We start from the raw sequence: 23,725 nt of genomic DNA, 5'->3' as shown, positions 1-23,725 counted from the left end.
ACCATTGCGTCCGCGGCAAAATCATAACCCGTAAAGCCTTGCAAGCGGCTATGCGCTCGGATACGGCAGCTCAGATCACCTTGCCCGGATTGAGAATGCCCTTGGGATCGAGCGCCGCCTTGATCGCGCGCATGGCCGCAAGCTCTTCGGGCGAACGCGAGAACGGCAAGTAGGCGCGCTTGAGCAATCCGATGCCATGCTCGGCCGAAACCGATCCGCCATACGGCGCGAGCATCTCGTAGACAAAGCCGTAAACGTCGTCGTGCGCGACGCCTGGAATCGAATGCCCGTCCACGGTGACATGCAGATTCGAGTCGCCGATATGCCCGAAAAAGTAGCTGCGGTTCAAAGGCCAGCGCTTATCCAGCGCCGCGCGGCACACATCGACGAACTCGCCGATGAGACCGATGGGTAGGCTCACGTCGAAGTTGACCGGATCCATGCGCGAGGGAAACTCGGCGGTGCATTCGCGCACGGCCCAAAGCGCGCGTGCATCGGCGACCGACTGCGCAAGCACCGCGTCGCGCACGAGACCGGCATCGAGCGCCTCTGCCAGCACGGCAAAGAACGCTTCACCCTCGTCTGACGCATCGAGCCCGGCATGCTCGATCAGCGCATAGAGCGGATGCGCCGCCGCGAACGGCGAGCGCGCATGCGCCGTCAGCGCAACGCCGAAATCGAAAAAGTCCGGCCACATGATCTCGAAAGCGCCGATGTCGTTGCCGAAGCGCGCCGACAACGATCGCAACAACTTCACCACCGCATCGTAACCATCGACCGCAACGAGCGCCGTATGGCGCCGCCCGCGCGGCGGATTGAGACGCAGCACGGCCCGCGTGATGATGCCGAGCGTCCCTTCCGAGCCGATGAAAAGCTGCTTCAAGTCGTAACCCGTGTTGTTCTTCGTCATCTTGGTCATCGAGCTCAGTACCGCACCGCTCGCGAGCACCACTTCGAGACCGAGCACCTGATCGCGCGCCGTCCCCGACTGGATGACGCGATTGCCGCCGGCATTCGTCGCGAGGTTGCCGCCGATTTGACACGAGCCGCGCGCGCCAAGATCGAGCCCGAGCTCGAAACCCGCCGCGCTCGCGGCGTCCTGAGCGGCCTGTAACGTCGTACCCGCGCGCACGGTCATCGTGGCGGAGGCCGGATCGATTTCGTCGATGCCCGCGAACCGCGCCAGCGACAGCGCAATATCATCGGCACGGGCGATCGCGGCGCCCGCGAGCCCGGTCATGCCGCCTTGCGGCACCACGGGCTGACCCGCTTCGTTACAGATGGCAAGCGAGCGCGCAACGTCATCGGTCGAGCGCGGCAGCAGCAGCGCCGCGGGACGCATCGGCGCATGGCCGGTCCAGTCGGTCATCGCCTGCTCGGGTATCGCCTGACCGGTGCGCACACCGTCATCGCCGAGCGCGCCGCGCAGCGCGGCGATGACGCGCTCTAGCACGGCTGACGATGCACCGCTCATGCAGCCGTGCCCCGCTCTGCCGCGCGCTTCTTGCGGTAGCCCATGGAGTCGTTGATGCGCCCGAGAATATAGTCGCCTGCCGCGACCGGCGCATAGCGCGAGTCTGCGGCAGGCGTGCGGAGATCGACCGGATCGACGATGGCGTCGTAAGTCGGGTCATAGAACGTCGCGATCGAATAGCGTTCGCGGCCCGATGCGTTGATGACGCGATGCAACGTCGATCTGAAGCGATCGTTCGTCCAGCGTGCGAGCAAGTCGCCTACGTTCACCACGAAGCTGCCCGGCATGGGCGGCGCATCGATCCATGTATCGCTCGCAATTTCGCGCACCTGTAGGCCGCCTACGTCGTCCTGCCACAAGAGCGTGATACAGCCGTAGTCCGTGTGCGGCGCGACGCCGAACTGGTCGGCGTCAGACTGTGGAGGTTGCGGCGGATAGTAGACCATCTGCGTGCGCTGCATCCGCTTGCCATAACGTGCCGCGAAAAACTGCTCGTCGATGCCGAGGCTCGCCGCCACGGCGCGCAGCAGATGCGCGCCGCATGCGCCGATCGCCTCGTAATAGCCGTAGAGCACCGGGCGCAACGCGGGCATGAAGTCCGGCCAATTGTTCGGCCCGCGCAGCGCCTGGCCCGCCAGCACGTCCGGATCGTCTTCCGGCAATTCGAGGCCGATGCTGAAGAATTCCTTGTAATCGGGCTTCTTCGCCTGATACATGGTCGCATCGCCGAGCGAGTTGAAGCCGCGATGACGTTGATTTACCGCTGCGCGCCGCTTCGTCTCCACCGGAAACGCGAAGAACGTGCGCGCCGCCTCGGCGGCCGCGTCGATGACGGTTTGCGGCACGCCGTGGTTCACGATGTAGAAAAAGCCGATCGTGGTGCACGCCTGATGGATTTCACGCCCCGCGCGCGCAAGCGCGGCGGCATCGCCCTCGATCACGCCGGCGAAGTCGATCACGGGAATTCGAGCAGCGGGCATCGGCGGTTCCTCGCGGTGGAGAGCGTGCGGCGTGCACGCTTCTTACGTTGTATATACCGCCAAAACGGCACATGCAAGCTGCAATGCAAGGCGTTTTTGTCGGCCTTTTCATTGATCGGCGGACGAGCCCGCATCAGTGAAACCGAGCATCGTTTTTTTGTTCCCGTACGCAAATTTTCGCGGTATATACTGAGCCCAACGCTCGACCACCGCGCCCTCTCGCGCGCCACCTCGGAGACGTCTCATGAAGATGCTTGCAGGCTGGAAACGACATGTACTGATGGTCGCGCTGTGTGCCGCGAGTGCGTGCGCCTACGCTGAGGATCAGCTTGCGAAGGTGAAGAAGGCAGGCGAGCTCGTCGTCGGCACCGAAATGCAGTTCGCGCCGTTCGACTTTTTGGAGAACGGCCAGCAAGCAGGCTTCAACAAGGACCTGTTCGCCGAGATCGGCAAGGAACTCGGTGTAAAGGTGCGCTTCATCGACCTGCCGTGGCCGAGCGTGCTGCCCGGCCTCGAAGCGGGAAAGTTCGACATGGTCGGCGGCCCGCTTACGGTGACGAAGGCGCGCATGGAGCGCTATGCGTACACGCTGCCCATCGCCGATGCCACCGATGCCTTTCTCAAGCGCGCCAACGATTCGACCATCAAGCAATCATCCGATGTATCGGGCAAGGTGGTGGGCGGCGGCAAGGGTTCGGCGCAGCTCGATCAGTTGAAGGCCTACGTCGCCACGCTGCCGAAGCCGCCGGAAGTGCGTGAGTACATCGACAACAATCAGGCGTATGCGGATCTGGCGGCCGGCCGTATCGTGGCCGTGGCGAACTCGATGACCAACATCGCCTACGTGGCCAAGCAGCGGCCCGAAACGTTCGCCGTGGTGCAGCCGCCCTTCGGCGCGAAGGTGTACTTCGCCTACTGCCTACGCAAAGATGCGGACAGCAAATCGCTCCTCGATGCTTTCAACGCAGCCCTCGTGAAGCTGAACAAGGACGGCCGTCTCGCCACGCTGCAGAAGAAGTGGTTCGGCGTAGCGATGGACGTGCCTTCCACGATGCCCGTCCCGAACTACTGAAGCACGTTCCCGGATTTTTTTCAGGGAAACCGATGCCATGTTCAGCCTGAGTGTGTTCGCTCAAGGCGTGCCGCTCTTGTTGCACGCGGCGCTCGCCACGGTTGGCATTTCGCTCGCGGGCCTGTTGATCGGTTTCTTCGTCGCGGTTGCGGTGTGTAGCGCGCGGCTATCTTCCATCAAGATATGGAAGATGGCGGGCGGCGCTTACGTATTCTTCTTCCGCGGCGTGCCGATGCTCGTGCAACTGCTGCTCGTGTATTACCTGCTGCCGTTCGTGGGCATCAACGTGCCGCCGCTCGTCGCAGCCATCAGCACGGTGGCGCTCTGCTCGGCTTCCTATGTTGCTGAAATCCTGCGCGGCGGCTTCCTGAGTATTCCGCCGGGGCAGCTCGAAGCCGCGCAGATGCTGGGGCTTTCGCCGCTCGACATGTTGCGCCGTATTCAGGTGCCCCAGGCGTTCCGGCTCACGCTGCCCTCGCTGGTCAACGAGATGGTGCTGCTCATCAAGGCGTCGTCGCTGATCTCCGTCGTGGGCGTGGCCGAAATCACGCGCACCGCGCAAAACATCGCAGCGAGCAGCTATCGTCCGCTCGAAGCGTATGCCGCGGCGGGCCTCATCTACTTCGTGATCTGCGGCGCGCTTTCATTTGCCGCGCACGCCGCCGAATTACGCTTGCAGCACGCCTGAGACGGTCGCCATGCAGCAATTCGATCCCACCATTCTCACGCACAATCTACCCGCCATCGGCGCGGGATTCGCGACGACGCTCGGCACGTGGGTGGTCGGTGTCGCGCTCGGCATCGTCATCGGTTTCTTGATCGCGCTCGCGCACCTCTTTTGCGGACGATGGGTGCGCGGCGCGCTGCGCGTCTATATCGAGCTCTTTCGCGGCACGCCGTTTCTCGTGCAGCTCTTTCTGCTCTATTACGGTGGGCCCTCGTTCGGCCTTACGCTCGAGCCGCTCACCGCCGGCGTTCTCGGCCTCGGGCTCTATGGCAGCGCGTATTTCGCCGAGGCCTTCCGCTCGGGCTTCGGGGCGGTGCCTCGTGGCCATCTGGAAGCGGCGTCGTGTCTCGGCCTCACGCGCTGGCAGACCGTTCGGCGCATCCAGATTCCCCAGATGCTGGTGCTGATCGTGCCCGCGTTGATCAACCTCATCATCGTGCTCAGCAAGGAAACGGCAGTGCTCTCCATCGTCACCGTGCCGGAGCTGACGTTCGTGCTGACGGGCATCGGTTCGGCGACGTTCGCGTTCGTCGAGACCTTGCTTGCACTGTGCGTCTGCTATCTCGTGCTCGTCGAGCTTGCCTCGCGCGCCGGGATCTGGGTCGAAGCACGCGTGACCCGCTTTCTTGCTTGAACGTATCGGACTCGCCTGCCATGATCGATTCCCCGCTTTCTCCCTCCGAAGTCAACGAGGGGCCGATCTTCGTGAATGCGTCCGTTGCGCCGCTCGTGGAAGTGCGCGGCTTGCATAAGCGCTTCAACGAAACCGAAGTACTGCGCGGCATCGATCTCGACATCGGCAAGTCGGAAGTCGTCTGCGTGATCGGCCCTTCAGGCTCGGGCAAGAGCACGCTGCTGCGCTGTCTCGCCGGGCTCGAAACCTATGATGAAGGCGAAGTGCGCATCGAAGGCGAACTGCTCGGATACCGCGAGCGACACGGGCGGCGCGTACGCGCATCGAGCGCAGAGATCAATCGCGTGCGGCGCAATATCGGCATGGTGTTTCAGCAGTTCAATCTATGGCCTCACATGAGCGCGCTCGACAATGTAATGGAGGCGCTGCTGCGCGTGCGGCGGTTCTCGCGCCACGAGGCGCGTGCGCGCGCCGACCTGATGCTCGAGACGGTCGGCCTGTCGCACAAGGGCGACGCTTATCCGGCGAAGCTGTCCGGCGGCCAACAGCAGCGCGTGGCGATCGCGCGCGCGCTCGCGATGGAGCCGCACATCATGCTCTTCGATGAACCGACTTCGGCGCTCGATCCCGAGCTCGTCGGTGAAGTTTTGCAGGTAATGAAGCAGCTCGCGCGCGATGGCATGACAATGGCCGTCGTCACGCACGAAATGGGTTTTGCGGCGCAGGTGGCGGACAAGGTCGTGTTCATCGATCAAGGGCGCATCGCGGTGCAAGGCAAGCCGCGCGAAGTATTCCACGACGCGAAGCATCCGCGCCTGCGCCAGTTTCTGCAGAACTACTTCGATCGCAATGCGTTCTGGTCGCGGGGCGCGCAAGACGAGCCCGCTTGATGATGTCTGCCACGCTACCCCGAAGAGCGAGGAGACCAGGCATGCCGGCACCGACGTCGGTGAAGCCCACCCCCACCGCGGACAATGCAGGCGAGTCCGACATGCCGATGGCGCGCTACGCGCGGGTCAAAAGCTTCATTCGCGGAAAGATCGAATCGGGTGCCTGGCAACCCGGAGACCGCATTCCCTCCGAGCTGGATCTCGTCGAATCGCTCGGCGTCTCGCGCATGACGATCAACCGCGCGCTGCGAGAGCTGACCGGGGAAGGATGGATCACGCGGCATTCGGGCGTGGGCACTTTCGTGGCCGAGGCAAAGCCGCAGTCGACGCTGCTCATGATCGCGCATATCGGCGAGGAAATTCGCGCGCGGGGTCATGAATATGACTACCAGACCGTGCTCGTGCAACGCGAGAGCGCGCCGCTCGCCGTCTCGAACGCGCTCGGCTTGCCGCCCAGCTCATCCGTGTTTCATCTGGTCGGCGTTCATCGCGAGAATGGCGTGCCGGTGCGGCTCGAGGATCGCTATGTGAACCCAGCTGCCGTGCCGGATTTCCTGGAGCAGGACTTCAATGCGCTGCAGCCATCGGAGTACCTCGCCGCGACCTTGCCCGCGCACGAGATCGAGCACGTCGTCGATGCGTGCCTGCCGACTCGCGCCGAAGCGACGCTCCTCGAAATCAGCCTTGATGAGCCATGCCTTGTGCTCGTGAGACGCACCTGGATGACCGGCGCGGCAGTGACGTTCGCACGTTTCGTGCATCCGGGTTCGAGATATCGGCTCGGGTGTCGCTTTCGGCCGGGAGATGCGCGGTTTCAGGGATGATGACGCTGCGATGGGTTTCGGCAGCGTTAGGAGTCTGCCTCGAGACTCTTCATAGAGCGATCCGCACGGCGCCCAAGCTTTCCGGCGAACCGCAATTGACGCAGCTCTAGCCGCGCTCACTTGATTGGCGTCAACTTGGCAAATCAATGCCGCTCCTACACTGCAATCAAGCGCAGCGCTCCGGTTGCGCCGTTCTCAACGTCCGCACAGGTAGGATCGAACATGTACCAACGCATCCTCGCGCCGATCGACGGCAGCGAAAGCGCCCAGCGCGCGCTCGGCTTCGCACTCTCGCTCGCACGCGAAACCGGGGCGGAACTGATACCGCTATTCGTCATCGATGTGCCAATCGTGGCTTATCAAGCACCGGGCTTCGATCCATCGATCGTGCGCGACGCACTTCAGCAACAAGGCGAACAACTGAAAGCCGAATCGCAAGCGCTGATGCAGCGCGAGAATGTCAGGGGTACCGCGCGCGTCGTCGAGGCCGATGCGCCGGGCGGCACCGTCGCCGAGCGCATTCTCGAAGAGGCGCGCGCGACCGGCTGCGACCTTATCGTCATGGGCACGCATGGGCGTCGAGGCGTCAAGCGGTTTCTGCTCGGCAGCGTTGCCGAACGGCTCGTGCGGATGTCCTGCTGTCCCGTGTTGCTCGTTCCTGGTGGTGTTGAGGCGGCCGCGCCGAAGCACGAAGTGATGGCAGCTTGATCAGTAGCGCGTGGGTCTCGCATCGCGGCAAGGATAAGGCCATGGTACAAAGCAGGGTTCGCATCGCTCTCGCGACAATTTCGGTATTCGCCGTGCTGGCCGGTCTTGGCATGGCCATTCGCGGTCTTGTGTTCGATACTGATGAAGCGTTTCACTACGGCATTGGCGCGATCGTCGTCGGGGTGGCCGCGTTCGTCCTTCTGCTCAATCCGTCGCCGCGGGACGACGCTTGATTGCAGACTTCGAGGCAAGCGTCAGCGGCCGCAAACTCGTGGGCGTTGACGTCACCTGCGCCGGGCTTAACAAGGGGAAACGAACGTCGAGCCTTCGGGTCGACCGGTACGGTGATGCTATGAACGAATTGGGATTGCTGGCTGGGCGCGCTCGCACTTCACTCCGGGCCCACTATCGCCGCAAGAGGCAATGAAACGGATAACGCAAAGCCCCGGCCCGGCGCCGTCCGGATCGATAGCTCGCCGTTGAGCCCCGCCGCGCGTTCACGCATGCCCAGCAGACCAAACGAGTTGGGCGATGGGCGCTCATCGCTTGGACAGCCATGGCCGTTGTCCGTGATAGTCACGACACAGTTCGCTCCCTTGCACTCGATTTCGAGTGTCACCTCGGTCGCACCCGCATGCCGCGCAACGTTCATCATCGATTCCTGAACAATCCGGAATATTGCCGTCGCGCTCTTGCGGTTGAACTCGATATCGTCGGCCGCGATATGTCTGATGACGCGAACGCGATGCCGTGACGTAAACTCGTCTGTGAACCATTCGATTGCCGGAAGCAGACCGAGATCGTCGAGAATCGCAGGGCGCAAATCGGCTGCGATACGCCTCACGGATACGACAAGCCGATCGATCAAGTCTTCGACATTGCCAAGGTCGGCTCCGCTCATTGCGGTCCTCGCGCCTTCCGCACGGTTTTCGATCTTGCCGACCTCGATCTTGAGCGCGGCCAGTTGTTGGCCGAGGTCGTCATGCAGCTCGCGAGCGACACGTGCCTTTTCTTCTTCGCGTACGTGTTGGATATTCGCGGAAAGGCGCTGGAGTTCCGCGCGCGACTCCTTGAGCTCCTCCGTGCTTCTCAGCAGTTCGTGCTCCGCCCGCTTGCGCTGCGTGATGTCCGCGATGGCAGCAAGGACGAACACCTCCTCCGAAGTCCGCACGGGATTGAGCCCGATTTCGACCGGAAATTCCGAACCATCCTTGCGACGTCCGTAAAGATCGCGGCCCGAGCCCATTGGCCTAGGCTGCAACTCGTCGAAATACGCTTCGCGATAGCTGTGATGTCCCCCACGCAAACGCTCCGGTACCAGTGTTTCGATAGACTTCGCGAAGAGCTCCTCGCGGGCATAGGCGAACAGCTTTTCCGTCTGGGAATTGACGAGGACGATTCGCCCCTCGCGGTCCACCATCACCATTGCGTTCGGGGCCGCTTCCACCACTTGACGGAAACGCTCCTCCAGCCGCCTGCGCTCGGTGATATCCGCGATTGCCGCGAGGACGAATACTCCCTCGTCTGTCGTGACCGGATTGAGTCCGATCTCGACCGGGAATTCGGAGCCGTCCTTGCGCAGGGCGAAGAGGTCGCGGCCCATGCCCATCGGGCGAGTTTTCAGGTCGGCGTAAAAGGCATGACGGAAGTCAGCGTGGGCGGCGCGAAAGCGCTCCGGCACCAGGCGATCCACACTGATCCCGAGCAGCTCCTCGCGCGAATAGCCGAAAAGCTTTTCCATCTGTGCGTTACCGAAGACAATACGGCCGTCCCGGTCCGCCATCACCATGGCGTTGGGTGCCGCTTCCACCACCTGTTGGAAGAGTTGCTGGCGCAGACCGATCAGCGGCTTGCGGGGCTCCAATTCAGTCTCCGGGGATTAATTCGGCTCGACTGTCGTAACGCACAGTCCGCAACTCTCGGCTCAGCCCAATTGACGCTGTCACGCGATTTTATAACCGCGCTGAACGCAGCGGTGTGCTGACTCATACAGAACGCGCCGTCAACATAGGAAGGCGACGGCTTAGGTATGACGAACGACCTGAGATGCGTCCAATGACGCCCCAGCCCGCTTTCAGCAGGCACGACGCGCCCCGAAAAGTTGATTGACGCCCGTCAACCCGATGGAAATGGCCACCTCTAACCTGAATCGTGCGGCATGCCAATGTCCAGTCGCTTCGCCTTCCGGCGTGGCGTTATGTGCTTTCCTCGTCGCTGTCAGCCCGCACGACCAGGACAGGACGAGTGGAAAAGGTCAGAAATCGCGCGGCCACGCTGCCATGCATCAACCGTTTGACGCCACGCCGGCCGTGCGTTCCCATGACCACGAGATCCGCCGCGCAACGCGATGCACAGCGCTCTAGACAACTTGCTATGTCATCGCCTGTCCCATTCGTCTCGACGAGTTCTTCCTCGCTTGCGATTCCGGCGGATCGAAGGACGTCGCGCGCTTCGGCAAGGATGATGTGTCCCTCCCTGTTGCCCTTCAAGGACTGCGCATAAGCCTCGCCGGATGCAAGAAGCGACTTGAGGTCGACGACGTGGACCGCGAGCACCGATGCTTGCGCAAGCGCGGCGATTCGCGTCGCTTCCAGCGTGGCCCGCTTCGATGACGCGCTGCCGTCCACGGCCAGCATGATTCTTCGATAAGCCATGATGTTCTCGCCTCACAGGCTACGGGACGGTTGGCCACCCAATTGGCAACCGCGCCGCCTCAATGTCAGCATCGTGCCATGCACTGAGCTTCGCATTGACGCCTTATGGTTTCAAATGCGGCGCGCAGGTGGGGACCGTGCCGCTCAACGTAAGCGTTCCGTTGTGAACTTTCACATCGATATGGCTAGTGTCGATAGGGGGTTCCAATGCAGTTCGGCCTTCGCGTCCTGCATCAATGCTCATCGGATTTGATCACCCGTCTCCGCTACAAAGGATCGAGTGCGCCATCTTCCGTTCGATCCAGACCAATCCCTCGCGCAAGCCATCGAGCACCGCTTCCCGCTCCGTCTCGAAGACTCGGTGATGCTTGAATTGGTGCGCGAATTTTCGCGTTTCATCGCTGTGCTCAACCTCGATCGCGCAGGTAAAACCACCGGATACCGGATCGACCGTAGCCGAAACCGCCCAATCGCTGTCGCTGACCCTTCCTGACATCGTCATAATGAATGCCTCGTTGGCGCCCGTCGGCTAGTAGTGTCAAGCGAATTCCCCTGAGCCCCGAGAAGTCACTCTCGCATCGGACTATTCCGTCGGTCCAGTTACAACCCCAATGCAGGCTCGCGGTCGGTCGGCACGAGACGGAGTAAGACCACTCTAGACAGCACCGAGCCGGCCCGGTTGACGCGCATCAACTCATCGCCGAATCGATAGATGCCGGCCGTCCCATGTGCACGTTACTTCCGTCGCGGACCCGGTCGGCCCCGCGTTGACGCGATGTCGGACGCTCCGACAACCTCGGCTGGTCGCCCGCGCGCGTCCCGCTTGACGCGTGTCAACGCGAAATGCACCCGCACCCGTAGACTGAAATCAACGCGAAAGGCGCACTCGGGTGCTCGTGATGAATGGTTTGCATAAACGATGGATGATCGGAATGGCCGGCCTACTGGCCGGCTTGCAATGTTGGACGGCATCGGCAAAGCCGGAGCCCACCGACCTGATCGACCGGCAGCACTGCATGTTCTGCCATACGATCGACGCGCCGTTTCTCGCACCGTCGTTCCGTCAGATTGCTGAGCGCTATCGTGATCAACCGAACGCGAGCGTGATGCTCGAGCACAAGCTACGCAAGGGAGGTAGGGCTCATTGGGGCGACACCCCGATGCCATCACCCTCGGAACGCGGGGGGCCAATCTCGCAGCAGGACGCGCGCACGCTCGTGCAATGGGTCTTGAGCCAGTGACACCGCCGTGTACGCCGCACTCCGCAAGCTCCTCGCCGAACGCACACGGCAAGCCGCGGCGCCATCGCCGCGGTCGGCCGTAGCTGGCTGATTCACCCATTCATTCGATGTGGAGATCGTCTATGACGGCGCGCACGCCAGGCGCCGACCAGGCGACACCGCGGACAGCCGAGCGCTCGGCATACGAGCCTACTTTTCCGGTAAGCGTGACAGACCCGTCGCGCACATTAATCTGAATGTGCTTCGCTTCACGCTCTGCATGACGTTGCAATGCCCGGCCGATTTTCTCTGCAATGTTATTGACCGACTCCCCGCTGCTCACATCGATGAGGTTCGACACGCCAGTCACGCCGCGCATATGACTGACCGTGCGAGTTGCCAGATGGGACAGATGAGCATTCGGCACGGCACCGCTCAGCGTGACCCACCCCTTTTCAACTTGTACCTTCACCGCTTCTTCCGAAAGGCCGACCGTCCAGTGCAGCATCGAACGCACTGCATTGGCCGTCTCTTCATCGCTTCGTACGTCGGCATGCGGCAGTCTCACTTCCATCTCGACGACGACAGCCTTGACGCCCGCTACGCGTTGGGCCGCCTTCTCCGCGGCGAGCTTTTCCGCATAGTTGGTCGGGTGGCCCGACAACGTCACAACGCGGCCGCTCACCTCGACGCCGATTTCGGCCGAAGTGACCGCGGGATCGTACTCCAGCTCTTCTTCGATTTCCTGCTTCAATTGCTTGTCCGTCTTCATTTCAACCTCCTGGCTCATCGAGACATCGTCACCCTGGCGAGTCCGTGGGTTCATATTGCCGCCGCCATGAGGACCCGCACCCGACCTGCGAAAAAGGCTCACCCCCAGTAGAAATTGACGTCGGCGCCACCGCGGGCCGGCACGGTAACCCAGTGCGTCACGTTGACCGTATCCGATGTCGCCGTAACGCGGTATCGTCCCGGCGGCAGGCTAACGAACAACATGGGCCCTTCGGATTTCATTGCAGCGATTTGCTCCCCCGATGTAGAGAAGATGCCCACATCAACGTCGGCCAGGTAGACACCGCTCTTTTGCGCGAACACCAGATGCAAATTGAATTTTGGCGCCATCGCACGCATCGCCGATACCTCGTCCTCACCGACGCCACCGCTCAGATAGGTGATGCCATGTTCGGTGACGGGACGAATCGTCGCCATCTCCTGCGCGAATGCAACGGCGCTCGCTATCGTGAGACCGGCTACCAATGCAACAGGCAGTCGAGCCAATCGGGATTTTTGAGTACGAAATTTCAACATGTTTGTTCCTCGGGTTGAGTACCGAAACGTCGTTACAGCTGGAGCGCGAACACGTCGCTCTCTTTCTTATTGGATTCCGCAGTCTCCAGAATATGGAAAGCCACACGGACATGGTTGATACCGGTCAATCGATGCTCTCGGGTGGGGGCGTTGGCGCGGCATCACGGCCTGCCGCTTAGCTCATCGCATATGCATTCCGCCATTGATCGCGAGCTCCGCGCCGGTAATAAACGCTGCATCGTCCGAACAGAGAAACGCGACGAGCGCTGCCACTTCGTCTGGGCGGCCGAGGCGACCGACAGGAATTTGCGGCAGTATTCTTTTATCCATGATCTCCGCTGGCACCGAGGCGATCATCGCGGTATCGAGGTACCCCGGCGAGACAGTATTCACTGTCACCCCATGCCTTGCGACCTCAAGCGCGAGCGCCTTCGTGAAGCCATGGATGCCCGCTTTGGCAGCCGAGTAATTCGTCTGCCCGAATGCCCCTCGCGATCCGTTCACCGAACCGATGTTGACGATGCGGCCGAACCGGCGCTCGATCATTCCGCCAATAAACGGCTTGGTCATGTTGAACAACGCATCGAGATCGGTGCGAAGCACGGCGTCCCAATCGGTCTTGGTCATCTTCGCGAAGGTGGCATCGCGCGTAATGCCCGAGTTATTGATGAGAATATCGACCGTGCCATGCTGATCGAGCACGCGCTTGGCGCAATGCGCGCAGGAGTCGTACTCCGCCACGTCCGCCTCATAAGCGTGGTACTGGCGGCCAGCATCGCGCTCTCGCATCAACCATGTCGTCACATGGTCGTTGCGCGGCGAGTGCGTCATCGCGACCGTCATTCCCATTGCGTGAAGACGGCGGCAGATTGCCGCGCCGAGCCCTCCCATGCCTCCTGTCACGAAGGCAACGCGTTTGCCAGACATTTTGTGCTCCAGTTCGAACGTGCGCGGCTTGTACTCGTCACGGTCCAGGCAAGCGCCGCGTTTGCTATGCAGCCGCGTGACGTAGTCGACTCTAGGTGGCTGCACTCGCCGGCGTTTGACATCAATCAACCGCGCGGAAACTAACGTGAAGCGCCGCCAATCGCTCATGCATCGCTTGACCGTCATCAACCCTCGCGCGGCATGCGCTCCTAGACTGCAAAGCAGGGCCGAATTCCGTGTCCCTCTCTCCGGGAGCAATCGCAATGAGTTACAAGAGCATCCTCGTGCATCTAGACTTGAGCGCATCCGCGAGGCCGCGCCTCGAGTTCGCGCTGCATCTTGCCAAGCAGTTCGACGCACACCTGACTGGCCTTCTGACAGTGTTCAGACCGGAGCCCGGATCGTTTTACGTGATGGCCGGCACAGCCGATTACTTCGCCGAAGTCGAAGCTATGCGCGCCGAACGCCGTACTGCGCTCGAACGCTTCTTCAAAGCGGAAATCGCACGCGAGAAAGTGGTCGGCGAATGGAAGTTTTCGGAGGGGTACGCCAATCGTCTCGTTCCGGAGGAAGCTCGGCTCGCGGATCTGACAATCGTCGGCCAGCGCAATCCGGAAGACGCCGAATCGTTTGTCGCCGAACAGTTCATCGAAAATCTCCTGCTCTCCGCAGGCCGCCCCGTATTGGTCCTACCGTATGCGGTCGAATTCGCGAGCGTCGGCGAGAATGTCCTGTTCGCCTGGGATGGAAGTCGTGAGGCGACGCGCGCGCTGCACGACGCTCTTCCCTTCCTGACTCGCGCGAAGCAAGTCGTGGTACTGACGGTCAATGCGCTCAAGGCCGAGGCACCGACAAGCCGCATTCCCGGATCGGATATCGCCAACGTCATTGCACGGCACGGCGTCAACGTGGTCACCGAGGAGATGGAGGGCGTGAGAGACGTCCCAATAGGCGAACTGCTGCTTTCGCGTGCCGCGGACTTTGGCACAGATCTCATCGTAATGGGTGGCTATGGCCACTCGCGCTGGCGCGAAATCGTCCTGGGAGGCGCAACCCGCGCCATTCTAAAAGCGATGACCGTACCTGTGCTGATGACGCACTGATCGACTCAGACGGACAACGAGCTGTGCTGTCTTTCTAGTCCCCTCAAGCATCGACGACAAATAAACACACAGGGGGCGACCTGCCAACCCGAAAAGGAATCACCATGACTTACAAGACATTGCTTGTCCATATCGACGACAGCCGAAAAAGCCATGAGCGCGTAAGCTTCGCACTCGACCTTGCTCTCAAGTACGACGCCTGTTTGATCGGCCTGTACGTGGTTTGCCAGGATCTGTTTCGTCCGCTTCTGAAAGGCGACGAGAGTCTCGTTCCAGCGGCACTGGAAGCGCAGCACGCTGAGCGGGCGAATCGTGCGCACGATCGTTTCATCACCGCTGCCGAACAGGCAGGATGCTCGTTCGAATGGCGTGCCCCTCCGGGGCCGGCGCTCGACGAGGCAGTCCTCCATGCGCGCCACGCCGACCTCGTCATACTCGGGCAAGAAGATCCGGACGATCAGGATTCGTATGTTGCTCGCGACTTCGTCGAAGACATGGTGATGAACGTGGGACGGCCGGTGATCGTCCTGCCGTACGCAGGGCACGTTGCGACATTTGGCGAGAACATCGTCGTGGCATGGGACGGCAGCCGCGAAGCCGCTCGGGCGCTGGCCGATTCGATCCCGATCCTGAAACGCGCGCGCTTCGTGACGGTTTGCACCGTCGAGAAATACCCGGACCGGGAAGCGCCCGCGGGCTTCGATGTTGCCGGCTATCTGGAGCGGCATGGGGTGCGCGCGGCATTTAAATCGATACCTCGCATTTCCGGTGTCGGCACAGGGGAAACGCTTCTCAATCAGGTCAGCGATACGCACGCCGATCTCCTTGTCATGGGGGCATATGCCCACGCGCGTGCTCGTGAAAGAGTCCTGGGCGGTGTCACGCATGCCCTGCTCCGAACGATGACGGTACCCGTATTGATGTCGCATTGACGGCCTTCGCGCGAAACTGAATTCGTCGGTTTCGCGCAACCACCAAGGGTGGTCTTTTTTTTCTGCGCCCGCTTAAACACGGGCGGTGGCTTCGTTGCGCGCCTACTTGGCGACGGGCGGTTGTTTTTTGCCACGCCCGCTTGCAGAAACACAAGAGGGATGCGGCATGCAGTCGCACTGCACGCCGCTTATCAACCCGCAAAGCGATCGCTTGCCCGCGACGATCTGTCTGTTGCCAACAGCGCTTCGGCGGCTAGTTGCCGATGACGCTTGTATGACCATTTACCCCTACGTAGGAGATCTCCTACACGCCTTCCGCTGTTCCTACCGCAGCTTCGTACAGCGCCTATATCGATTCATTGCAAACTGGGGAATACTGCAGTGGTGGTCGGGTGAATTGTTCGCCTCGAGAACGGTCCGACTACGGCTCGACCTGGAGGCTGCGATGTATAACGAGACGCAGTACGCGCGAGACGGTGCTGGCGGTGCCACCGCATGCGACAACGCACGCTCGCTTGGCGAGCCTGTTTTGCAGCAGAAGTCGCCGAGTTGCTCGGCGTGCACCTTGCGTTCCATTTGCATGCCTGTCGAGCTTTCCCTGCGCGAGCTCTATCAGTTGGATTCGCTGATCCAGGCGAAGCGGAAAGTCAAGACCGGCGAGGCACTCTATCGCGCCGACGACAAGTTTCAAAGCATCTATGCAGTGCGCACCGGCTCGTTCAAGACTGTGATCAGAATGCCAGACGGGCGCGAACAGGTTACCGGGTTTCAGTTGCTCGGGGAAACACTCGGATTCGACGGTGTCTGCACCGGTCAACATAGTTGCGATGCAATCGCGTTGGAAGATAGCTACGTCTGCATTATTCCCTTCTGCTTACTAGAGGAAATGTGCCGCACTAAAGAATCGATGCAGCGCCACGTGCATAGAATGATGAGCAGCGAGATCGTCCGCGAATCGCAGATCATGATGCTCCTTGGGACGATGAGCGCCGAGCAGCGCGTCGCGGCTTTTTTGTTGAACTTATCGCAGCGCTTGAAAATGCGTGGTTATTCGAGCGCTGAATTCAACTTACGCATGACGCGTGAAGAGATGGGTAGCTATCTGGGAATGAAGCTCGAGACCGTCAGCCGCATGCTCTCGAAATTCAGAAAGGACGGCATTGTGCACGCCTGCGAGAAGCAAATCCGCATCCTCGACTTCGAACGGCTCTCACGCATTTGAATCGCACACCGCGGCGCCGGCCGGCTCATGCCGGTACCGCGCCGCGTCGCGTCACCCATCGACCCTTCACACTCCGGCCGGAAGCCGCTCGCCACGACGAAGCACCGATGCCGTGTCCCGAGCAATGACGGATTCTTCGTCGGTGGCCAATACGAGCACCGTGACAGGGGTTCCCTCATTGCTGATGATGCGTGCGTTATCCTCGTTGAGCCGTGCATTCAGATCGACGCCGAGCCACTGGAGGTGCTCGCATATCGATGCTCGTACATCGGGTTGATGTTCACCTATTCCCGCCGTAAATACCAATCCATCGAGCCCGCCAAGAGTAGCGGTCAAACGGGCGATCTCTCCGGCAATACGGAGCGAGAACAGATCGATTGCTTCGCGAGCGTGCGGCAGGCCGCAGGTGTTCAATTCGCGCATTTCAGCACTGATACCGGATAGACCGAGCAATCCGGATTGACGATACAAGATGTCCTCGATTTCGCGGGGGCTGAGTCCTCTCCGCTCGAGAAGATGCAGTACGACGCCCGGATCGAGCGCCCCGCAGCGGGTCCCCATCGGAACGCCATCGAGTGTCGAGAAGCCCATGCTCGTGTCTCGACTCACGCATGCATCGAGCGCGCACAAGCTGGCTCCGCCGCCCAAATGCGCAACGACGACCTTCCCCGCCGCCAGCTTCGGGAACTCGCGGGCAAGCCGCGTCGCTATGTACTGATAGGAAAGCCCGTGAAAGCCATATCGTTTGATTCCTTCGTCGAAGTAGTGTCGGGGAATCGCGAAGCGCCGGACGATGTCGGCCTGCGTGCGATGAAACGCGGTATCGAACGATGCGACTTGCAGCACGTGCGGACGCAATTCACGGATCGCGCGGATCAGCCGCACGCTCTCCGGTTGATGGAGAGGAGCCAGGGGGCTGAGGGCCTCAATGGCGGCGAGCGTCTCACTGTCTATCGTGACGGGGCCCGAGAAGCGATCGCCACCGTGCACGACGCGATGTCCGACCGACGCGAAATCATTGAACGCAAAATGCGTGGAGAGCCAATCGAGGGTCTCGTCGAGCGCATCATGAAGATCCTCCGTGAGCGAAGCGCTCAACTCGATCGTCGCCGACTGCCCTGCGTTCGAAATTTCGAGCGCCAGCGGTACGCGGCCGAAGTCGATGCTGCCCGCACCGAAACGCACGGGCACGCCATCGGTCACTCGAAACAAGCCGAGCTTGATCGTCGAAGAGCCGGGGTTGAACGTCAACAGCAGAGGTGCACTCACAGATGCTTCTCCTACTAATGCAGCTTCGCCAACGAAGTCGCACTCCGACTTGTCGATAACATCACCTTAAGCGATAAGCACCGGGCGTCGCTTGACACCCATCAATGGCGAAGGAAATGTTCGGCTCGGCTGCGGCAATTCCTCCCTGCGTTGTTCAGCAAGATCGCCGACGAGCGTCCACCCTCTTTGCGGCGAGCCCGCTCGGCGCCCTTATTCTTGATCGTGAATTCGACGGGCGCTGATGGGACCTTCGAGGGACTCAACGTCAACGACATGCGCCATCTCAATCGTTCTATCAGACCGCCGCCACTAGCAGACCGCGCTGCACCGCCGGTCGCGCGAGGCCGCGTTCGAGCCAGGCCTTCACGTGAAGAAAGCGGTCGAAGCCAACCAGCTCGCGCGCTTCGTAAAAGCCGATCAGGTTGCGCACCCAACCCAGCAACGAAATATCGGCGATGCTGTAGTCGGCGCCCATCACCCAGTCGCGACCCCTGAGGCGTTCGTCGAGGACATCGAGCAGGCGCGCCGATTCCGCTGCGTAGCGGTTTAGCGGGCGCTTGTCTTCATAGGCTTTGCCGGCGAATTTGTTGAAGAAGCCGACCTGGCCGAACATCGGCCCGACGCCGCCCATCTGCCACATCAACCACTGGAGCGTTTCGTAGCGCGTGTTGGGCTCGGTCGAGAGGAACTGCCCGGTCTTGTCAGCGAGATAAATCAGAATCGCTCCGGATTCGAACAACGCGAGCGGCCGGCCGCTCGGCCCGTCGGGATCGTAGATCGCCGGAATCTTGCCATTGGGGTTGAGCGCGACGAAGGCCGGATCGCGGTGCTCGTTTGCCGTGATGTCGATACGGTGCGGCTCATATGCGAGGCCTGTCTCTTCCAGCATGATGCCGACCTTCACGCCGTTGGGCGTCGGCAAAGAAAAGAGCTGGAGCCGATCGGGGTATCGCGCCGGCCAGCGCGTGAAAATTGGATGATTGACTATCACTTGCTTCTTCCTGGATTTGCCGGTTCAAACGCCAGGTCCGGACGCTGGCGGCTCATGGCGTGACTCGTTCATCAGTTCGTTAGGAGCCCCCACTTTAGGGTTACCTGATACTGATTTCGAGACTAATTTTGCTCAACACAATGCCTGAAAGGATCAAACGCCAATGCGGCCCATTGCCCACGACTGTCGGGTCGTCCGGCACAAGCCGTCGCATCGGGATCGAGATCGAGGATCAGGGGCTCGCCGACGAGACGATTGAGCAGCATATTGAGTCGTCGAAGCATTCACGAGCGGATGCGCCTTACCTACACTGAGTCCGAGCCGTAACGGATGACTTGCTGCGGGAACGCACGACACGATCCGTCACATTCTTCCAGTCGATGAGGAGTCCGGGATGCGCACCATCAACACGAACGTCGCGATCATAGGCGCGGGCACTGCGGGGCTGAGTGCCTATCGCGCGGCTCGCGCAGAGGGCGCCACCGCCGTAATCATCGAAGGAGGCCAGTACGGCACGACTTGCGCACGCGTAGGCTGTATGCCGTCGAAGCTCCTGATCGCGGCCGCCGAGGCGGCGCACGCAGCAAACCATGCCGCACCTTTCGGCATCGGCGTGGGTAGCGTCCGGGTCGATGGCGAAGCGGTGATGGCGCGTGTCCGGCGCGAACGCGACCGTTTTGTCGGCTTCGTGGTCGATGGCGTGGAAGCGCTACCGCGAGAGGATCGACTGGTGGGGTACGCGCGTTTCGTCGATGACGGCCTGCTGCAGGTGGGTGACCACACCCGGGTGCGTGCCGCGAGCGTAGTGATTGCAACGGGCTCGAAGCCGATCGTACCGGAGGTGCTGAACGGGCTTGGCGATCGTGTGGTGGTGAACGATGACGTGTTCGAATGGACGACCCTGCCACGCAGCGTCGCAGTGATGGGCCCTGGTGTGATCGGCCTGGAGCTCGGGCAGGCGCTTGCGCGGCTCGGTGTACGTGTAAGCGTGTACGGCGCGCGCGGCAGCATTGGACCGTTGACCGACCCGAAACTCGTGGAAACCGCCCGCGTGATCTTCGGCGAAGCATTCCATTTCGAACCGCGCGGCGCGATGCTGAGTGCAACGCGCGTCGACGACGGCGTGAGGCTGCGCTATCGCCGCGCAGATGGAACGACTACTGAAGATACGTACGAATACGTGCTCGCGGCGACCGGCAGGCACCCCGATGTCGGGAATCTCGGACTCGGGAACACATCGATCGAGCTCGGTGAGCGCGGCGTACCTCGGTTCGATCGGCATACCCTGCAAATCGACGGACACCCGGTGTTCATCGCGGGCGATGCGAACGGCATCCTGCCGCTGCTGCACGAAGCGGCCGACGAAGGCCGCGCGGCCGGCCGCAATGCGGCGCGATATCCCGACGTGACGAAAATCGAACGGCGGGCGCCGCTCGCGATCGTGTTCTCCGATCCTCAGATTGCGCTCGTTGGCGCACGTCATCGCGAGTTGCCCGCGGACAGTTTCGTGACCGGCGAAGTGAGCTTCGAGGACCAGGGGCGCAGTCGTGTGATGCTGAAAAACCAGGGGCGTGCGCACATCTACGTAGATCGCGCAACGCGGCGATTCGTCGGCGCCGAGATCTTGGGTCCCTCAGCCGAGCATATCGGTCACCTGCTCGCATGGAGCATGCAGATGGAGCTGACCGTCGACGCAATGCTGGCCATGCCGTTCTATCACCCCGTGGTTGAGGAGGGGCTGCGCACGGCGCTTCGGGATGCCGCAGCAAAACTCGCCGCGCCGCGGTAAGGCCCCGCGCCATGGCCTTTGGCATGCATTTCCGACAGCAGCTATAAGTCGGAGACAACGGCTGCGACCGCCGAAGCTACCCACTGCCAGCCTTTTGGCCACTGCCCGGCGTCAATCGAAGTCACATATTCGGATAGTTCGGACCGCCGCCGCCCTCGGGCGTGACCCAGATGATGTTCTGCGTCGGGTCCTTGATATCGCAAGTCTTGCAGTGCACGCAGTTCTGCGCGTTGACCTGCAGGCGGTCGCCGCCGTCATCGTTCTTCACGAATTCGTACACTCCCGCTGGACAGAAGCGCGTTTCCGGGCCCGCATAGGTCCGCAGGTTCACGTCGACGGGCACCCTCACGTCCTTGAGTGTCAGGTGGGCCGGCTGATTTTCCTCGTGATTCGTATTGGAGAGGAACACAGAAGAAAGACGATCGAAAGTGAGCTTCCCGTCAGGCTTCGGATACTCGATCGGCTTGCTGTTCGACGCGGGCTCGAGCATCTCGTGATCGCGATGGTGATGATGCAGTGTCCAGGGCACCTTGCCGCCAAGCAGCTTTTGTTCGAGGCCAACCATCAGCGTGCCGAGATACAGGCCCTTGCTCATCCATTGCTTGAAATTGCGCGCCCTATAGAGTTCGTCATACAGCCAGGACTGCTTGAACGCTTCGGGATACGCCGTGAGTTCGTCATGCTGACGGCCGCCTTGCACGGCTTCAAATGCGGCAACAGCGGCGAGCATGCCGGTCTTGATCGCCGCGTGGCTGCCCTTGATGCGCGAGGCGTTCAGAAAGCCCGCATCGTCGCCTGCCAGCGCGCCACCCGGGAACACGAGCTTCGGCAGCGACATGAGTCCGCCCGCGGTAATTGCACGCGCGCCATACGAAATGCGCTTGCCGCCTTCGAGCACCTTGCGGATCTCCGGATGCGTCTTGTAGCGCTGGAACTCCTCGAACGGCGAGAGGTAGGGGTTCGAATAACCGAGACCAACGACGAAGCCCACGACCACCTGGTTGTTGTCCGCGTGATAAAGGAACGAGCCGCCGTACGTCTGTGTATCGAGCGGCCAGCCTGCCGTGTGGATGACGAGCCCGGGCTGGTGCTTCGCGGGATCGATCTCCCAGAGTTCCTTGATGCCGATGCCGTAGACCTGCGGATCGGCATCGCGGTCGAGCTTGAATTGGTCGTTCAGCTGCCGGCCGAGGTGTCCGCGCGCGCCTTCGCAAAAGAGCGTGTACTTCGCGTGCAGCTCCATTCCGAGCTGGAAGTTCTCGGTCGGCTCGCCGTCTTTGCCGATGCCCATATTGCCCGTCGCGACGCCTTTAACCGAGCCGTCTTCGTTGTAGAGCACCTCGGCGGCCGCAAAACCCGGGAAGATCTCCACGCCGAGCGCCTCGGCCTGCTGCCCCAGCCAGCGCGTCACGTTGCCGAGGCTGATCACGTAGTTGCCGTGGTTCTTGAAGTTGTCGGGCAGCGCCCAGTTCGGCGTCTTGAAGGCGCCTTTCTCGGAGAGGAAGAGGAACCGGTCTTCGGTGACGGGCACGGTCAGCGGCGCGCCTTTGTCCTTCCAGTCAGGAATGAGTTCATCAAGCGCACGAGGATCCATCACCGCGCCTGACAGGGTATGCGCCCCGATCTCCGAGCCTTTTTCCAGCACGCATACACCGATCTCAACACCATTTTCTGCTGCGAGCTGTTTCAGGCGGATTGCCGCGGACAGACCTGCGGGGCCGCCGCCGACGATCACCACGTCGTATTCCATCGACTCACGTGGGCCGTACCCTTGCTGATTTGCTTCCGCCATCCCCACTCACTCCTTGGTCTCTTGACGTCGTCGCCATGCTCGTTGGACTGCGCCCGTCGAGGGCGCCGTCAACAGGGGATTTGCATTTGGCATTTCCCATAGTCGACGACGAGGAGGAAGTATATATAAATGAATGGCGTGTCACAATATGAACGCATGAACGACGCCGATGTGTCTGGACGTCTCAAGACAGACCCATCGCGTGCCCAGCACCAACCATCGGTTCGCCGCGTCGACGCCGCAACTATGACTGAACCAGATCGTAAGCAGCCAGTGCGGCTATCTCCGTTACGCCGCCATCTACGGGCAAGCACGTGCCTGTAATGAATCGCGATTCATCGCAGGCTAGAAACAGCGCGGCGGCCGCAACGTCCCACGCGTCTCCTTCCAATGGAAGCGGTGCGATCTTGCGCCGGCGCTCGCGCGCCTTTTCGTTGAGCATGCTTTCCACCATCGGAGTGAAGATGTGCCCCGGCGCGATGGCATTCGCGCGAACGAAATCGCGGCCGTACATCACCGCCAGTTCGCGCGTAAAAGCGACCAAACCGGCCTTCGACGAGCCATACGCGGCGGAGCCATGACCGCGGATGCTGGCAACGGAGCTAATGTTGACGATAGCTCCGCCTCCGCGCGCCACCATCTTCGGCACGGCGCTGCGGCTCATCAGGAACGCGCTTTTCAAATTCACATCGATTACGCGATCCCACGATGCTTCGTCGATATCCTGCAACCGCCCGGGCGCACCCGATATGCCAACGTTGTTCACGAGAATGTCGAGGCCGCCATATCGCTCAACGGTTTCATCGACGATGCGCGCACATACGGCGTCATCGGTGATGTCGCCAGTCGAAATGAAGGCTTGGCCACCTGCCTCCGCAATCAACGTCAGTGTCTCGGCGGCCCTCTCGTGTTGCTGATCGACGAGGCAGACCGACGCGCCCTCCGCCGCAAAGAGGCAGGCAATTGCCTTGCCCGTGCCGAACCCGTGGCCGAGCGACCCGGCCCCGGTCACGATCGCGACCTGGCCGCTTAGGCGTTCATGAAAAACTTTTGGAGAAGGCATGCTGTAGTCGATTGGCGTAAATCGATCGTCACGCGCGGGGCACTGACGCAGGCAAGCGTTCGCTCACGCGCGCCAACACCGCGGCCGGGGACGCTTCCAGACGGACCAGCTTAGCCCTCGGTCGCACAAATTGCAACAGGTGGTTG

At 61.4% G+C, this 23,725-nt stretch carries 24 protein-coding genes; 13 read left to right on the top strand and 11 right to left on the bottom strand.

Translation table 11 applies throughout. The annotated features are described in order from the left end of the window. Positions 1-70: 70 nt before the first annotated feature. On the bottom strand, positions 71-1,474 hold the full coding sequence (locus tag AB4Y31_RS23740) for an FAD-binding oxidoreductase (RefSeq protein WP_368676108.1): 1,404 nt from the start codon (positions 1,472-1,474) through the stop codon (positions 71-73). Further along, the gene (locus AB4Y31_RS23735) at positions 1,471-2,454 is read right to left on the bottom strand and encodes an isopenicillin N synthase family dioxygenase (protein WP_368676107.1); all 984 of its coding nucleotides are present in this window, start codon (positions 2,452-2,454) and stop codon (positions 1,471-1,473) included. The genes AB4Y31_RS23740 and AB4Y31_RS23735 overlap by 4 nt, the downstream gene beginning before the upstream one ends. Positions 2,455-2,698: 244 nt before the next feature. Here AB4Y31_RS23735 and AB4Y31_RS23730 point away from each other — a divergent pair, with 244 nt between their 5' ends. The 7 genes from AB4Y31_RS23730 to AB4Y31_RS23700 all read left to right on the top strand — a co-directional run bounded on the left by AB4Y31_RS23730 (position 2,699) and on the right by AB4Y31_RS23700 (position 7,542). Further along, positions 2,699-3,526, top strand: coding sequence for a transporter substrate-binding domain-containing protein (locus tag AB4Y31_RS23730; protein WP_102606883.1), 828 nt, complete (start codon positions 2,699-2,701; stop codon positions 3,524-3,526). 37 nt (positions 3,527-3,563) lie between these two features. Further along, the gene (locus tag AB4Y31_RS23725) at positions 3,564-4,214 is read left to right on the top strand and encodes an amino acid ABC transporter permease (RefSeq protein WP_102606884.1); all 651 of its coding nucleotides are present in this window, start codon (positions 3,564-3,566) and stop codon (positions 4,212-4,214) included. Positions 4,215-4,224: 10 nt separating this feature from the next. After that, entirely contained in the window at positions 4,225-4,887 is a 663-nt protein-coding gene (locus AB4Y31_RS23720) for an amino acid ABC transporter permease (RefSeq protein ID WP_102607088.1), read from the top strand. A 20-nt stretch (positions 4,888-4,907) separates the two neighbouring features. Then, positions 4,908-5,777, top strand: coding sequence for an amino acid ABC transporter ATP-binding protein (locus AB4Y31_RS23715; RefSeq protein WP_102606885.1), 870 nt, complete (start codon positions 4,908-4,910; stop codon positions 5,775-5,777). Between the two features lie 41 nt (positions 5,778-5,818). Further along, positions 5,819-6,601: a histidine utilization repressor gene (hutC, locus tag AB4Y31_RS23710; RefSeq protein WP_368676106.1), complete on the top strand. Its 783-nt coding sequence runs from the start codon at positions 5,819-5,821 to the stop codon at positions 6,599-6,601. 222 nt (positions 6,602-6,823) lie between these two features. Then, positions 6,824-7,309: a universal stress protein gene (locus tag AB4Y31_RS23705; RefSeq protein ID WP_368676105.1), complete on the top strand. Its 486-nt coding sequence runs from the start codon at positions 6,824-6,826 to the stop codon at positions 7,307-7,309. A gap of 41 nt (positions 7,310-7,350) precedes the next feature. After that, on the top strand, positions 7,351-7,542 hold the full coding sequence (locus AB4Y31_RS23700) for a DUF2964 family protein (RefSeq protein ID WP_368676104.1): 192 nt from the start codon (positions 7,351-7,353) through the stop codon (positions 7,540-7,542). A 158-nt stretch (positions 7,543-7,700) separates the two neighbouring features. On the opposite strand, the gene AB4Y31_RS23695 is transcribed toward AB4Y31_RS23700, so the two are convergent. Next, positions 7,701-9,173: a PAS domain S-box protein gene (locus AB4Y31_RS23695; protein ID WP_368676103.1), complete on the bottom strand. Its 1,473-nt coding sequence runs from the start codon at positions 9,171-9,173 to the stop codon at positions 7,701-7,703. A gap of 331 nt (positions 9,174-9,504) precedes the next feature. Beyond that, positions 9,505-9,963 (bottom strand): universal stress protein, encoded by a 459-nt coding sequence (locus tag AB4Y31_RS23690; protein ID WP_368676102.1) that lies wholly within the window; start codon positions 9,961-9,963, stop codon positions 9,505-9,507. A 280-nt stretch (positions 9,964-10,243) separates the two neighbouring features. Between AB4Y31_RS23690 and AB4Y31_RS23685 the strand changes: the two genes are divergently transcribed. Together AB4Y31_RS23685 and AB4Y31_RS23680 are read left to right on the top strand one after the other, a co-directional pair. After that, positions 10,244-10,456, top strand: coding sequence for a hypothetical protein (locus AB4Y31_RS23685; RefSeq protein ID WP_368676101.1), 213 nt, complete (start codon positions 10,244-10,246; stop codon positions 10,454-10,456). Between the two features lie 439 nt (positions 10,457-10,895). After that, positions 10,896-11,204, top strand: a complete 309-nt coding sequence (locus tag AB4Y31_RS23680; protein WP_368676100.1) for a c-type cytochrome — start codon at positions 10,896-10,898, stop codon at positions 11,202-11,204. 100 nt (positions 11,205-11,304) lie between these two features. Here AB4Y31_RS23680 and AB4Y31_RS23675 read toward each other — a convergent pair whose 3' ends face one another. From AB4Y31_RS23675 to AB4Y31_RS23665, 3 genes are all read right to left on the bottom strand, one after another. After that, a complete protein-coding gene (locus AB4Y31_RS23675; protein ID WP_368676099.1) occupies positions 11,305-11,955 on the bottom strand; it encodes a BON domain-containing protein in 651 nt (216 codons plus the stop codon). 98 nt (positions 11,956-12,053) lie between these two features. Next, complete coding sequence (locus tag AB4Y31_RS23670) at positions 12,054-12,491, bottom strand: carboxypeptidase regulatory-like domain-containing protein (RefSeq protein ID WP_368676098.1); 438 nt, start codon at positions 12,489-12,491, stop codon at positions 12,054-12,056. A 180-nt stretch (positions 12,492-12,671) separates the two neighbouring features. Then, on the bottom strand, positions 12,672-13,418 hold the full coding sequence (locus AB4Y31_RS23665; protein WP_368676097.1) for a beta-ketoacyl-ACP reductase: 747 nt from the start codon (positions 13,416-13,418) through the stop codon (positions 12,672-12,674). Positions 13,419-13,681: 263 nt separating this feature from the next. On the opposite strand from AB4Y31_RS23665, the gene AB4Y31_RS23660 reads away from it, so the two are divergent. The 3 genes from AB4Y31_RS23660 (at position 13,682) to AB4Y31_RS23650 (ending at position 16,675) form a co-directional block, all read left to right on the top strand. Next, on the top strand, positions 13,682-14,521 hold the full coding sequence (locus tag AB4Y31_RS23660) for a universal stress protein (RefSeq protein ID WP_368676096.1): 840 nt from the start codon (positions 13,682-13,684) through the stop codon (positions 14,519-14,521). A gap of 104 nt (positions 14,522-14,625) precedes the next feature. Continuing rightward, on the top strand, positions 14,626-15,453 hold the full coding sequence (locus AB4Y31_RS23655; protein ID WP_368676095.1) for a universal stress protein: 828 nt from the start codon (positions 14,626-14,628) through the stop codon (positions 15,451-15,453). A gap of 529 nt (positions 15,454-15,982) precedes the next feature. Beyond that, positions 15,983-16,675, top strand: coding sequence for a helix-turn-helix domain-containing protein (locus tag AB4Y31_RS23650; RefSeq protein ID WP_368676580.1), 693 nt, complete (start codon positions 15,983-15,985; stop codon positions 16,673-16,675). A 66-nt stretch (positions 16,676-16,741) separates the two neighbouring features. On the opposite strand, the gene AB4Y31_RS23645 is transcribed toward AB4Y31_RS23650, so the two are convergent. Beyond that, positions 16,742-17,944 (bottom strand): acetate/propionate family kinase, encoded by a 1,203-nt coding sequence (locus AB4Y31_RS23645; RefSeq protein WP_368676094.1) that lies wholly within the window; start codon positions 17,942-17,944, stop codon positions 16,742-16,744. 295 nt (positions 17,945-18,239) lie between these two features. After that, complete coding sequence (locus AB4Y31_RS23640) at positions 18,240-18,935, bottom strand: glutathione S-transferase N-terminal domain-containing protein (protein WP_368676093.1); 696 nt, start codon at positions 18,933-18,935, stop codon at positions 18,240-18,242. A gap of 394 nt (positions 18,936-19,329) precedes the next feature. Between AB4Y31_RS23640 and AB4Y31_RS23635 the strand changes: the two genes are divergently transcribed. Continuing rightward, on the top strand, positions 19,330-20,724 hold the full coding sequence (locus tag AB4Y31_RS23635; RefSeq protein ID WP_368676092.1) for a dihydrolipoyl dehydrogenase: 1,395 nt from the start codon (positions 19,330-19,332) through the stop codon (positions 20,722-20,724). Between the two features lie 121 nt (positions 20,725-20,845). On the opposite strand, the gene AB4Y31_RS23630 is transcribed toward AB4Y31_RS23635, so the two are convergent. Together AB4Y31_RS23630 and AB4Y31_RS23625 are read right to left on the bottom strand one after the other, a co-directional pair. Continuing rightward, a complete protein-coding gene (locus AB4Y31_RS23630; protein WP_368676091.1) occupies positions 20,846-22,516 on the bottom strand; it encodes an electron transfer flavoprotein-ubiquinone oxidoreductase in 1,671 nt (556 codons plus the stop codon). A 244-nt stretch (positions 22,517-22,760) separates the two neighbouring features. Continuing rightward, a complete protein-coding gene (locus AB4Y31_RS23625; RefSeq protein ID WP_368676090.1) occupies positions 22,761-23,579 on the bottom strand; it encodes an SDR family NAD(P)-dependent oxidoreductase in 819 nt (272 codons plus the stop codon). Between the last annotated feature and the right edge of the window lie 146 nt (positions 23,580-23,725).

This window comes from Trinickia sp. EG282A, assembly GCF_040965455.1.
In the GTDB taxonomy this organism is placed as follows: domain Bacteria; phylum Pseudomonadota; class Gammaproteobacteria; order Burkholderiales; family Burkholderiaceae; genus Trinickia; species Trinickia symbiotica.
Note: the sequence above shows the minus strand (reverse complement) of the source record. Positions and strands in the feature narration are given on the sequence as shown.